This window comes from Lagierella sp. ICN-221743, from assembly GCF_037890055.1.
Taxonomy (GTDB): domain Bacteria; phylum Bacillota; class Clostridia; order Tissierellales; family Peptoniphilaceae; genus Mediannikoviicoccus.
Map to the genome: position 1 here is coordinate 28,999 of NZ_JBBKBD010000018.1, position 14,472 is coordinate 43,470.

Here is a 14,472-nt window from a genome sequence, read left to right on the forward strand (position 1 = left end):
CTCCTATTTATACCATACTGTTCTTGTATGGTTAAGATTATTATACCACTATTGTTAAACAAATACCATACCAAATAAAAAAATTTCTATATATTTATGCATATATTCAAAAAAAGTTGATTTTAAATTTTAAGAGTTAAAGTCTTTATAAATCCCGTATTATACACAGTATATAACGTTAAAATAATTTGATAAATTGAAGCATGTACGCTACAATAATACTAAGTATGTAAATAAAATTAGGGATAATATAATTTTTTTAGAAATCCACACAATAAACAAAGAATTTTTACAACTGAAATTTTTATAAAACAATGAAGGAGATTAGGAGGAAGAAATGTTAAAGCAAATTTTCAAAAGGGGTTTAAGTGGACTATTAGTAGCCACTATGCTTGTAACAAGCTTACCAATACAAAGCTTAGCACAGCCAAGCACAGAAAATAACCCAGAGAAAAAAATCAACTATGATGAAAACCCTATAAGTGATAGTGGCTTTAAAGAAGGCTACATCAACAAGGATATTGATGTCAAGGTTGCAAAACCTACAGATGGAAGTAAAAATTTTATAGAAGGACCAGATATTCCAGACATCTATACAATGAGAGCAGAATACAGAATCCAACGTGGTGACAGAAGGATAAACAACTACCAACCTTACGAAGCATCCGTTGGAGCAGGTATCAAAGACGAAGATAAGGAAAAAATAGAACAAACAATAAATCTTCCTGACTTTGATGGCTATAGCACACCTACACCAAGCTTTAATGTAAACTATGGCAGTATTAAAAACAAAGCACAGGAAGGTAAAAAAGTAGAAAAAAAAGAGGGACCAAAAACTTGGACTGAACACAAGGGTCTTTTGCCATATGTATACCATGGAAAGAGAAACTCTTTTAAGGTTCACCATATCTTTCAAAGCCTTGAAAATAAAGACAAGTATGGAAATATGGATGGTGAAACTAAAATAAAACAAACAACCGAAACCGGACTAACAGGTTCTATAGTAACAATAAAACCTCTTGAAGATGATGAAATAAAAGGTTATGAGCCAGAAAGAAGTGTTATAGAAACACAAATGCCAGAAAATACGACAGGATACATTGTAGAATACCGTTACAACAGAAAGCATTTCAATGTTCATTATGACACAAAAGACGGCTCACCAATAGCAACAAGAACAATTTACTATGGCCAACGTATCCCTACAATACCTCTAATAGATGAAAAGGGAAATATAACTACTGACCAAAGCAAGGATCCAACATATAAATTAGGAAGTACTTTCAAAGGTTGGAAGCCATCAATTGATTTACAGACAAAAGGCGGAAAAAAATACAATAAAGACGAAGTAATCAAAGATGATAATGGCGAACCAGTAAAGACCCTAGACTTAGATTTTATAATGCCGGCAGATGATGTAACTTTTACAGCTGAGTGGAAGGACAAAGAAAAGGCAGACTATGCAGTACAGTTTTGGGTAGAAAAGGCAGACCACGATGACAATGCCTCTCTTTTAGAAAAGTACGACTACATTGGTACTAATGCATATAAAGATAAAGATACAGGCACAAGACCAAATCTTGACGATGAACCTATAAAGGGCCTTCCTTTCCCAGACCTAGACCAAGCACGTCTACAAAAAATTTGGAATGGCGACAAATTTAATAGAGATGCTCATCTTTACCTAAACAAATTCTATGTCTACAATAAAAAATTAACAGACGAGCAAAATAAAGACCCGTCTAACCCAACACTGGTAAAGTCTGTATCCTCAACAGGAAAGACTGTCTACAATATCTACTTTGACAGACAAGTCTACACACTATACTTTACAGATTCTAACTACTTTAAAACTCAAACATCAGACTGGGGTGTAGGGGGACAAACTTTCTTCCCAGAGATTTATGAACCGGACGGCAAAAACGGAGCAAAATTAGTAGGCGGGAAAGGAGATCCTTACCACTTCAAGGCAAGATTTAATGAACTTATGCTTAAGTGGCCTAACGATGCTATGCAAACAAAGGGATTTACACCTGGCTTGCAATCCTACGGCTGGGGACCAAACTATGATGTTCCCGCGTGGCCAACTCACCTTGACACACCACCATATAGACTTAATGCTGATGAGTTCCTGGACATGGACTACACCGGCGGCGGCAACGACGGAGTCTCCTACGAGAGGAATGGCGGCTACGCTAAGAAAATAAATAAGGGCGATGGCACAACGATTGATGTAGATTATAATGACTTTACAACCATTTCCCTTGGTATAAAACAAGGCAAGAACTCCGTACCTCATCACATGGACCTTTGGATGGACGGTTATAAGCTTGGAGAGACTATTATCCGTTACGACCTATATAGGTCTAAGGCAGATACAGATAGTGAAACTTATGAACACAAGTATCCTAAAGTGCAAGGCTTTACGGCCAAGAGAAAAACGAAAAGAACGACATTTCTTACTGAAGACGATATAGACGAAAAAAATGATGAGCGTGCCGAAATCACCCCATTCCCCGACAAGGAATACAAGGATATCTTTGGATTTAAGTACACGGTAGGCCAGATCTACTTTATGAAGGCTTTCTTCAATAATGCCGATAATTATGGCGATCCATTGGATGGAAATGAATTTAAAAAAAACGGCTACCTACGCTTTGAATACACTCGTGACAAGTTCCCACTAAGGTTTAACTACGACCCACAAAAGACCAAGGGTGACAATGAATTTAACACAACAAACTCAATAGATACTTTCTACGAGTTTCCACTAAAGGTCTTAAGCCCAGACTTGGTTCCTAATGAAACACCTAGAGAAGAAAGGGAATATTTCAAAGAAAACCCTGCAAACTTCTTGGACAATCCAGAAAACTTAAAGACATTAGGTCTTACGGATCTTGTATATAATGATCCAAATGACAACAATAAGTTAAAAGTAAAAAGACCGGAAAATCTTCCAGACCAAATGGAATTTAAGGGCTGGGCGCTAGACCCTGCAGGAACTAAACTTATTTGGGAAAACAAGGACGAAAAGATGCCTAACCATGCAGTAAACCTATATGCTAAGTGGGGCGAGCCTGACTATAAATGGAAGGTAACCCTTGACCCTAATGGAGGTTCTCTATCTTCAATAAAAGCTGAAGACTTGACAAAAACAAGTAAGACCATCCAAGAAGGAGATATAGGACAAGAAGAAAGAAAGACCTACCCTGAAAAACATAAAAACGATGGAAATAAACAAGTCTTCACAGTTATACAAAGACAACAATTAAAAGAACTTAAAGAACCTCAACGCTGGGGCTATGACTTCCTAGGTTGGGAGTGGGTAAGACATAATGCAGATGGAACTGAAGACGAAAGTTATTACAATGAATACAAGGTTCCAGAACTTTACTCCTTTGGTAATGATGTTGTATCAGATGTATATCTAAGGGCGATTTGGGTTAGAAACGACCTACAAACAGTAATGGCATACCACCATATACTAGATAGGGATTTAAATGAAATAGGAGAACCAGAACCTCAAGAACTTCCTAAGAGAAGAAAAGACAGCTTTGCAGCAGCTTTAGGTAACAAGCAAGGACCAGAATATACCCTAGTACCAAAGGCTCAATGGGAAGCTTTGAAACAAAAGAATAAAACTTTTGAAAGATATTATAATGAAGCAACTGGTAAAACAAATAACTATTTCCAAGTTCATAGAATAGAAGGACCTCTTGAAAAAGAAGAAAATGGCAAAAAGGTAGAAAAAAACAACCCACTAAATGACTTCCATTTCTTCTATATGCCATATAGAAAGAGGGAGTACAAGGTTAACTACCTTGATGAAAGATGTAGGGCTGAAGTAGAAAAATTCATCAAAACTGCAAAAGATAACTTTAAGAAAAACTATAAAGCTATAAAGAATAGTAATAAGACAGAGGATGAAAAAAGAGAAGATTATAGAAATCTTGTAAAAACTAATAATGATTATTTAGGACAAATTGTTTCTAAGTATTCAATCATTGACGCAGAAACAGTTATAAATGGAAAAAGACATTATGATGCGAGAAACTATAGGTATATACCAGGTTGGACTTTGGCGGAAAATGAAAGTCCACAACAACAACTCTTCTTTGATGTAGACGAAAGTACAAATGAATTCTTAGGAATCAACGAAACAGGACTTGGAGAAATTTTCTTCTTCTACCAAGATGCAAGAGTAATCGAAGTTAAGAATCCTAAAGATGAAGTTCCAGAAGGATATGTAAGAGTTACCTTTAAGGCAGATAAGGGTGGATCTTTTGGTAAAGATGACAAAGGACAAGACATCACAGAGCTTTATTATGATGTAATTAAGGGACTAAAGTGGGATTCAATACCGGTACCACAAGAGTGGGATGGCTTAGAAAATCAAAAGGACAAGGATAAAAACTATATTACACCTGATAAAGGTAAGAGTTTTGTAAAATGGGACAACAAACCACTATTAAACAAGGGAACAGTCCTACAAACTGCTGACAAAGACTACTATGTATTCACAGCCTACTTTGATTGGTCAGGTTTAACATCATCTGGAATGGTAAGAACAGAAGCTTATAAAGATCCTAATGGCAAGTGGACAAACGACTTTGCTCCAAAACTAGAAGATTTAAAGAAACAATTAGTTTGGGAAGTCAAAGGCAAAAAGGAAAAACTCCCAGATGGAACAGATATCAAATTCTTCTATACTGAAGAAGGCGGAACGGAAAAAGAATTAAAGAATGACGACGATGTATTCAATCTTGTAAAAGAAATGAATATTGAAGATGCCAAAGAAACGGTTCGTGTAGTTAACATTAAAGCCAAGGTTAAGTTTAAAGACGGTAAAGAAACTCAAGAATTAGATATACCTATTACAGTTTACAAGAACCGTTACGAAGCACTTACAGGAACATCAAAACCACTATTCTTATCAAAAGCTGAAGAAAAAGAAGCTAAAGATGGTGGCCTAAAGGATATTCTTGCAAATACTAAATACAAGAGATATATCAAAGTAACTGTAAACCCAACGGAGAAGATAGAAAACAAAGACGCTAAGGTTTACTATGTCAATCCAAATGCTTGGGTAGATATTCCAGAGTTAACTTGGACTAAAGACGAAAAAGATAAATATAGCTTCCTTAAGTGGACTGCTGACCAAGCTAATCAAAACGAAGACAGTAAGAAAGATGGCATCTTTGATTTCTCAAAACGTCATAAATTTACAGAAGATACAGTTATAACACCGATATTCTCTGAAGACGCAGTTGAACAAAAAGGCAAAGACAAGCCAGATGTACCAAAGACTTATGTAAAAGTTATCGTTAAGACAACAGACAAAGCTACAGATGATACTAAGTTTGAAAAAACATTCTGGGTTAACCCTACTAAGGAAGTTACTATTCCAGTAACAAACCCAACAGGTAAAACAGTAGAAGCAGGCACAACTGCTGGAGCGGCTGGATACACATTGAAATTCTCTAAGTGGGAATCCAATGAAAAAACAGCGAGAGTTTGGGAAGATAAGATAGTAGGAAAATTCGAAGAAGAAACTACAATTGTAGCAAAATATTCCATGACAGCTGAAAAGATAAAAGACCAAGTTCCAACAACTGGAACAGTTGATACTCCAAAAGGAAAAACACCAACTGTTGAAGAAATAAAAGCAAAGCTTACTCCACCTGAAGGAAAAACTATAAGTAAGGTAACTATAGTTGAAAATCCTAATGTAAGTACTCCGGGAGACAGTAAGGTTACAGTAACGGTTGAATACACTGATGGTTCAAGCGCTGGAACAAATGACAATCCAATAGAAGTTCCGGTAAAAGTACACGAACCTATTGTTAAAGCTAATCCAGATGGTAGCAAGCCAGAAGGCGCTATGAAAAATTATGTAAAAGTAACTTTCAAAGCAGGCGAAGGTGGAAAATTTGAAAACACACTAACTGGAGAGTTTGTCTACTATGTATCACCAGAAGTAGAAGTCGATTTAACACAAACTGCTGGTGGCATCAAAAAGATTCCAGACATTGGATACTTTGTAAATAGTGAAAAGTGGAATAACAAAGATAATAAAACTTTAAAGGAAAAATTTGAAGATCAAGAAACGGTATTTAAATTTGAGTTTGCAAAATCAAATGACATAATTACAAAAACTGATGGTAGCGTTCAAAAACCAGATGGTTATGTAACAGTAACCTTTAAAACAGATGGCAATGGTAAAGTCGATAGTAAAGATGAAATAATTTACTTTGTAAATCCAAAAGCTGGCATTAAAATAGGCAAAGAAGCTACATCAGACAATAAAACTATAGTAATACCAAATGCTACAGCAAATGAAAACTTCACATTTACTAACAAATGGCAAGAACCTATTGATGAAACAACACCTATAACAAACGATAGAACACATGTTGCTATCTTTGAAGCAGGCAAAGTAACATTGACTTACAAAGCTGGCGAAGGAGCAACAGGCGACGTACCATCTGTTGTAACAGTAAATGTTGGAGAAACAGTAGGACTTGCAAATAAAGGAAATCTTGCAAAACAAAACGCAACATTTACTGGCTGGAAGCTTGATGGCGAAGATAAAATCTACCAACCAGGCGACCAAGTTAAACTTGATAAAGCAAGAACAGCAACAGCACAGTGGACAACAGTTAAACACACAGTTACTTTCAATAGTAAAGGTGGAACTGATGTAGAAAGTCAAAAAGTTGTTCACGGTGAAAAACTTAAAGCTTTTGACTCACCAACACAAAAAGATAAAGTCTTTATGGGTTGGAAAGAAAAAGACAAAGAATCTCAACAAGATCCTTACTTTGATTTAAATTCAGCTATAGAAGAAAACAAAACTTTAATAGCTCAATGGCAAGACCCAGTTCAAAAAATTGGTGAAAATGATAAAGTTGAAGAACAATTTATCAAAGTTACTTTCTTAAAAGGTGAACATGGCACACTTAAAGAAGGAAAAACTGAAGGTATTGAAAAAGTAACTTATAAAGTTGCAAAAGACTACGACTTTGCTCAAGCAAAAGCAAATGGCTTAGTAGTTCCAGGTATTGACCCAGCTAAATACTATAAGGCAAAAGATGCTAACGAAGGTTGGGACAAGGCACTTGAATTGAACAAACAAGACATCACCTTCACAGCCCAATATGAACCAGAAGCTGATGTAATACCAATAAAACCAGGAACTTCTGATGATGATATAGAAAAAGAAAGACCTGATGGAATGGTATTGGTTGAATTTAAGGTTCCTGAAGACAAAGCTTTTATGATAGGCGAATCTAAATTCTATGTAAAGAAAAATACAAAAGTTGATATCAAGTCACCACTTGTTCGTAGACTAGAACTTGGAAATGGTGTACGTAATGACTATGTATTTAAAGGCTGGAATTTAACAGAACTTGACAACGAGTGGAAATTTAGCACTGATACAACTATAAAAGACGGAGCTAAAGTAAAACCATCAATCACTATAATACTTCCAAGAGCTGGAGATCCAGAAGTTAGCGTTGACTCTATGACTAAAGATGCAAAAGCCTATCTTGAAGTAACCAGAAGGGGACAAGATCCAGTTATCATCGAGGCAGTTAAAGATGATGACTACGATATGTACTTCTTCGATATACCTAGCGCACTAGGTGGTAAACTTAAGAAGAGAGACAGAATTAAAGTATACGCAGTGTTGGATGAACTAAGATCTGATACAAGAGAGTATAGAGTTAAATAACTTAATACAAAACAAATAAGAGATGCTAAGCTATATGCTTGGCATCTTTTTATGTGCGAAATATTTTTTTTAATTTCTTGATAGACATCGATATTAAAAATATTTTTTGAAAAATACTACTGGCACTGTGTTAAATTTATATAAAACCTGTAAAAGCACGATATTTGTGGTATAATTATATGAAGTGAAATGTGTTCAAATGCACGTAGATCTAAAGCATATAAAGTGAGGAGGGATACATGACACAAGTTAATATACAGTGGGTTCTTGTCCTCGTGTTGCTTTTGAAAATAGCGTCATTGCAACTAGCAACTCCAAGTGTAGAACAAGAGACCTTGGGACATGCAATGCAAGACGCAGCGTCTATAGAGAGATATATGCAAGCTCTTTATATAAGTAAAAGGTATAAGCCATATGGTATAGGCAGTATAAAGAGAAATGATACTAAGCTTGCACTTCGAAAATTTGTAAGTGCAGAAACGAATAGGAGATTAAGGGGGAAGGTGAGAGGAAATGACTAAAAGAGTTACTTCGTTGGTACTGGCAATAGTGATGCTTTTGCAGATTATAGTACCACAAACAGCAAATGCACAGGAGGAAGTTAAGACTCCTTCAGATAATTTAGTAACGGTAGGCATGATAAATGGCGACAGTTACGACTCAAAGCTTATGTTAGAGTTAAACAGACTGACAGCAAAAAATAGAAAGAAAAGATCCGCAGAGCAAGGTACAAGTCTGTTCGGCTACTTCGAAGATGGTCAAGAGCCAGAGGGTGAGGATAAGCTAAAGTACCACGGCGAAGTCAAGGCTGAGCTTTCAGTAAAAGGCCTTGATGGAAAAGACTTTCAATGGAAGGAGGTCTTCGGTACTGAAGAGGTACACTTAAGATTTATACAAATAAACGATGAAACTGGTGTTGAGACTGGTACAGAGCGTGTGCTAAATGTAAGCAAACAAGACACATATACTTGGACGGACGGAGAGGGAAATCCAGCAGAATTACCTTTATTTGACAATAATTTAGATCCTCTAACTTATGAAGTAAAACTAGACGAGGAAGTTTCAGACAAGGTTAAACTGCTTACTGCAAGGTTAACTGCAACAAAGGATGCTTCACCTACATTTGAAAGACCAGATGCAGATGGCAGAATTAAATTCCACTTAACTTTAGAGATAGGATTACAACAAGTTGCTTCCTCTAAGTTTGTATCAGAGTGGCACACAGCAGTAGAAGAAAGTGCTAGACCACAAATACAAGGAACCATGACAGGAAGCATGGATACAGGTAAAAGTAAGACAATAAGCCTTAACCTCCCTACTAAAGATGGTGATGAAGTCATTGTAAGGACTGCAAGTAGACGTGATAAAAATAAATTATTACCAGAACTTCTTTTTAAAACTCCAAAAGTTAAGCTTGATGAAACTAATGCAAATGGCTTAACTTTTGATACAACAAATAAGACTGTCATATCAGGTGGACACAAATTCAAGTACGACTTCAAATATGATGTCATAAACGGCGGTAAGCTTACTATGACTGAAATCATACCTGTGACCTTTGATGCCAATGGTGGTAAATTTGCTTCTTTAGACCCAACTGCAGAGCAAAAGATTGTAAAAGAAGTTGACTATGATGGCACTTTAACTGACAAGGCTGAAACTCCTACAAAACCAGGTAAGGCTTTTAAGGGTTGGGCTACAGATAAAAATGGAACGACTCCAGCAACTGATAGCGACTTTGCAAACCTTACAGCTGCAAAGACCTTCTACGCAATTTGGGCCGACGAAGACATTCAAGCTGATCCACTTGAAGTAGCTGAGTCATTAGGAACTTTCCCTAGAAATCCTAATAAACCTCCAAGTTTTACCAATGACTTTGTTCCTACATTTGACAAATTAAAGGCTAAAGTTAAGGTAAAAGATGTCAATGGAGATTTTGCAAAATTACCAGATGACGTAACATTCACCATAATAGGCGATAAGGACAAAAAAACTGGTGAAATCAAAGAATATACTGAAGATAGCATTGATCTTAAGAACTTTCTCTATGACAAAGTTAAAGAGAATAACAAAGACGAAGTCTCAAGAACTGAAACAGTAAAAGCAAAAATCAAATACAGTGACGGGACTACAAGAGAGATAGATATACCTATCAAGGTTTTAAAAAATATCTATAGAGGTAGTGATCAAGGCGGCAAGTTACCATATATACCTGATAACTATGTAAAGGTAACTATTGATCCAACAGATAAGGCTGAAGACAAACGTAAGACTTACTACTATGTAAATCCAGCAGCCAAAGTTAATGTTCCAATAACAAATCCAGTAAGTAAAGGTAAGGATAAGTTTTCCAAGTGGACAATGAAGGCAGATAGTGCTCCTGGTGACGGCACTGACTATGCAACTGATAAGAGGCACAAATTTGAAGAAGCATCTACAATCACTGCCCAATATGGAAATGGAACAATCAAGATTGTCTATGTTGACCAAGATGGCAATGAAATCGATAAGAAATATCAGATTGCTGGACAAGATTATCCTTCAGAAAAAACTGGTGGCCTTGGCGGAGAGGGAAATGCCCTTGACTTTGAGACCACAGGACCTGATTTTAAGGGATATATCTATAGTAGTAGAGATTCAATAAAGGGTAAATACTATAAGGACCCAGCAGATCCTGATAATCTAGATGTAGTTAAGTACTCTTACTTTAAAAAAGTAACAGCAAAAGAACCGACAAATAAAAATGTTTACTTCCCAGTTATCTTTGATGCTAACGGCGGTGAATTTAAATCAGACACAGTAACTCAAAAGACTGTCTATGTATACTTTGACGGAAACGACGCTACTGTTGAAAAAGTAACTTTTAAAGAAGTCAAGGATGAATTTGAAAAAGCATATAGCAATCCAACAAAAGATGGCTTTGATTTTAAAGAATGGCAAAATGCTAAGACAAATGGAACAAAACCTGCCGATGATTACGAAATTCAATTCAAAGGCTGGGATTGGGACGCAGATCCTGATAACGGTTATGTACCGGAAACTTTCTATGCCCACTATGAACAAGCCAGCGCTCTTGTTAAATACCTTGACCTAGATGGCAAGCCTATTGCCGATGATTTTAAAATCGATGGAGTAGAATATCCAACAGAAAAAGAAGGCAAATTAGGCGACGTAATTGCATCTGATGTATTTACAAAAGATACAGCACCTAAGCTTATTGGATATAAATTCAACAGAATTGAAATAAATCCTGTAAATTCAAAGTATTCCCTAGACAATAAGGGAACAATTAAGATTTACTACGAAAAACTTCCTGATGTTATTCCAGAAAAAGACGGAAGTGGAAAGAAAAATGAAAAACCGGATGGTTATGTAGAAGTAAAATTCTTGGCTGATGATAATACTCACACAGGTAATGATGCTAGAGGAACATTAACAGGCACAACGAAATACTATGTAAATCCAAAGGTAGGTAAGACAAATGCTGACATTACAGAACCAACAATTAAGGCTAAGACAGGATTTGAAGTAGCTAATCCAAAATGGAATCCGGATTTTGTTGCAGCAACTGAAATCAAAGCAGATGCAACTTACACTGCTCAATACACAGAAGGTAAGGATGTAATCCCAGTTCAAGATCCAACTAATCCACCAGAAAAACCAAATGGATATGTAACAGTAAAATTTGATTTAGATGGAAAGGGAACAACAAGTGATACCAAAGAATTCTATGTTAACCCTAATAAGGAAGTAAAAATCACTGCACCAACAGTAACTGGCATAGGTGATTACAAACAAAAAGCTGGCGACGATGCTTGGAATCCAACATTTGTTGCAAAAGCAAAATACACTAAGGACAAAACTTTTGTTGCTCAATATACTTTTGACAAAGATATAGTTCCACAAGGACCTGGAGAAGACAAACCAGTAGTTCCAAAGAATTATGTAAAAGTAACCTTTAAAAAAGGAAACCATGGTGTTATATCTTCAGAAGAAACAACAATATACTGGGTAAATCCAGATAAAGAAGTTGATTTAAAAGATAAGGCTCCTACAGTTGTAGCCAATGCAGAATATAAACACAATGGTTGGGATAAGGAATTAAAGGCTCAATTTAAAGAAAAAACGGATATTACAGCAAAATATCTAAAGAAAGTTCTTGAAAACCAACCTACAGAAGATGCAAATAAGTATGTAAAAGTTGATTTTGTTGCTAAAGACCATGGCAAGATTAAAAACGGTGAAACTGCAGTTTATTGGGTTCTACAAGATGAAACTGTAGAATTAAAGGGACCGGCTGTTGAAGCTAATGAAAATTATGTATTCAAAGAATGGAAAGACCCTATTCAAACAAAATATTCACAAGAGACAACCCATAATGCAGTGTTTGTTTATACTGGCGATAACGTAGTTCCACAAAAACCAGGCGAAAAGAAACCAGACGTTCCAGAAAACTTTGTACAAGTTGTATTTGACAAGGGAACTAATGGTGATTTTGATGCAGATGCAACTATCACCTTCTGGGTTAATCCAGAAAAACAAGTTACAGTTACAGCGCCGACAGTTACAGCTAATGATGACTATAAACATGTAGCTTGGACTTACAAGTTAAAAGCTGATGATGCAATTGATAAAGAAGCTAGTACACTTGAGTCTGTAACAGATACTTTTACAGCTGAAAAAACAACAATTACAGCGAAGTATCTTAAGAAAGTTGAAGAAACAGATCCAAAAGATACAACAAACTATGTAAAAGTTACTTTCAAATCTGAAACTAATGGAAAGCTAGCAGACGGCAATACTGAAAAATCTTACTGGGTACTAAAAGATACACCTGTATCCTTAACAGAACCAAATGTTACAGCTAATGAAGGCTGGAAGTTTATTAAATATGACCCAGCTGTTAAAGATTCTTATAGCAAAGACACTGAACACAAGGCTCAATACAAAGAAATCATTGTAACAAAGGATCCAAAGGATAAGGACTATGTAAAAGTAACCTTTGACCCGGCAAAACAAGGAACTATTAAGACAGGTTCTAATGCAGAAGTTTGGGTACTAAAGGATGAAACAGTTGATCCTGCAGAAATTACACCAAAGCTTGATGTTAAGGCAGGTTATGCTTTCAAAGAGTGGACTCCTGCAGTGAAAGATAAATACGATGACGATGAAAAACATGTAGCATCTTACACTTATAATGGAGATAATGTAGTTTCACAAAAACCAGGTGAAGGCAAGCCAAATGTACCAGATAACTTTGTAAAAGTAACCTTTAAAAAGGGAGACCATGGTGTTATATCTTCAGAAGAAACAACAATATACTGGGTAAATCCAGAAGTTGAAGTAACTTTAACAGCTCCAAAGGTAACAGCTAATGATGATTATAAGCATGTGGCTTGGACCTATGATGACAAAGAAACATCAGGAGATAATGCTTTAACAACTGTAGAGGATAAATTTGCAAATGAAACAACAATTACAGCAAAATATCTAAAGAAAGTTCTTGATACAGAACCGACAGAAGATGTAGATGAGTATGTAAAAGTTATCTTTAAGGCTGATGATGATAAACAAAAACCAGCAAGAGGAACTTTAGAAGGTACAACAACTTATTGGGTTCTAAGGAACACAAAGGTTAATGTACCAGCGCCAAGTGTTAAACCAGATAAGAATCATGAATTTACTGGATGGGATCCTTTAGTTAAAACAATATATGATACAGAAACAACTCATATAGCACAGTACAAAGAGAAAGAAAAAGATATAATAGTTGTTCCAGGACCTTCAGACGAAAAAGATCCTAATAAGCCTGATGGCGGAAGAATTAGTGGTAAGGATAGAACTGAAACTGCTATTGAAATTTCTAGAAAGTACTTTGGACAAGCGAATACTGTAATAGTTGTAGATAGGAAAGATTTCCCTGACGCAATGACTGCATCAGTGTTATCAAAATTATTAAATGCACCTATATTACTAACTGAAACTAATAAGCTTGATCCAAGAGTGGCTTATGAAATTCAAAGACTTGGAGCGAGAGATGTAATTATCGTCGGTGGAAACTCATCAGTATCAGAAGCGGTTAAGAAAGAGTTAGCTAAGTTTGATAAAGATACTGTAGAAAGAATCTACGGTAGAGACAGATATGAAACATCTGCACAAGTTGCAAGAAGAGTAGTAGGAATAACAGGAAAACTTGGACATGCAGTAGTAGCATCAGGCGAAGTATTTGCGGATGCACTTACAGTAGCGCCTTATGCAGCAAGGGAAGGATATCCAATACTACTTGTGAAACGAAATAGTGTACCACCAACAATTAATAGAGCTATTAATGACTTATCTATAAATAAGGTAACAATAGCAGGTGGTTACTCAACAGTATCTAGATCCCTTGAGTCTTCATTACCAACAGTGGTTGAAAGACTAAGTGGACCTACAAGATACGAAACAGCTATTGACATCGTGAACAAGAAGTTTAATGATGCAAATGAAATATTCTTAGCAAATGGAGAACAATGGATGGATGCACTTGTAATAGGACCAGTAGGCGGTATATTAAATATGCCAATCCTATTGACACCAGCAAACAGCACACCAAAATCACTAAAAGACTATATTGCAAAATCAAAGATTGAAAAGGTAACTGCAATCGGCGGTAGAAGTATGGTGAGTGATAAAGTTCTAAGTGAGCTAGGTAAGTAAAAAAAGGAAAAAGAGCTTGAGGGAGACCTCAAAGCTCT

The 14,472-nt window shown here is 36.0% G+C and carries 3 protein-coding genes; all 3 read left to right on the forward strand.

Annotation, left to right across the window (positions count from 1 at the left end; all coding sequences use genetic code 11):
• Nucleotides 1–337 precede the first annotated feature (337 nt).
• The 3 genes from WKS98_RS08015 (at nucleotide 338) to WKS98_RS08025 (ending at nucleotide 14,434) form a co-directional block, all read left to right on the forward strand.
• Complete coding sequence (locus WKS98_RS08015; RefSeq protein WP_498918368.1) at nucleotides 338–7,735, forward strand: InlB B-repeat-containing protein; 7,398 nt, start codon at nucleotides 338–340, stop codon at nucleotides 7,733–7,735.
• 239 nt (nucleotides 7,736–7,974) lie between these two features.
• Nucleotides 7,975–8,256 carry a hypothetical protein gene (locus WKS98_RS08020; protein ID WP_498918370.1) on the forward strand — a complete coding sequence of 94 codons (282 nt, stop codon included), beginning with the start codon at nucleotides 7,975–7,977 and terminating at the stop codon, nucleotides 8,254–8,256.
• Nucleotides 8,249–14,434, forward strand: a complete 6,186-nt coding sequence (locus WKS98_RS08025) for a cell wall-binding repeat-containing protein (protein WP_498918372.1) — start codon at nucleotides 8,249–8,251, stop codon at nucleotides 14,432–14,434. The genes WKS98_RS08020 and WKS98_RS08025 overlap by 8 nt, the downstream gene beginning before the upstream one ends.
• Nucleotides 14,435–14,472 lie beyond the last annotated feature (38 nt).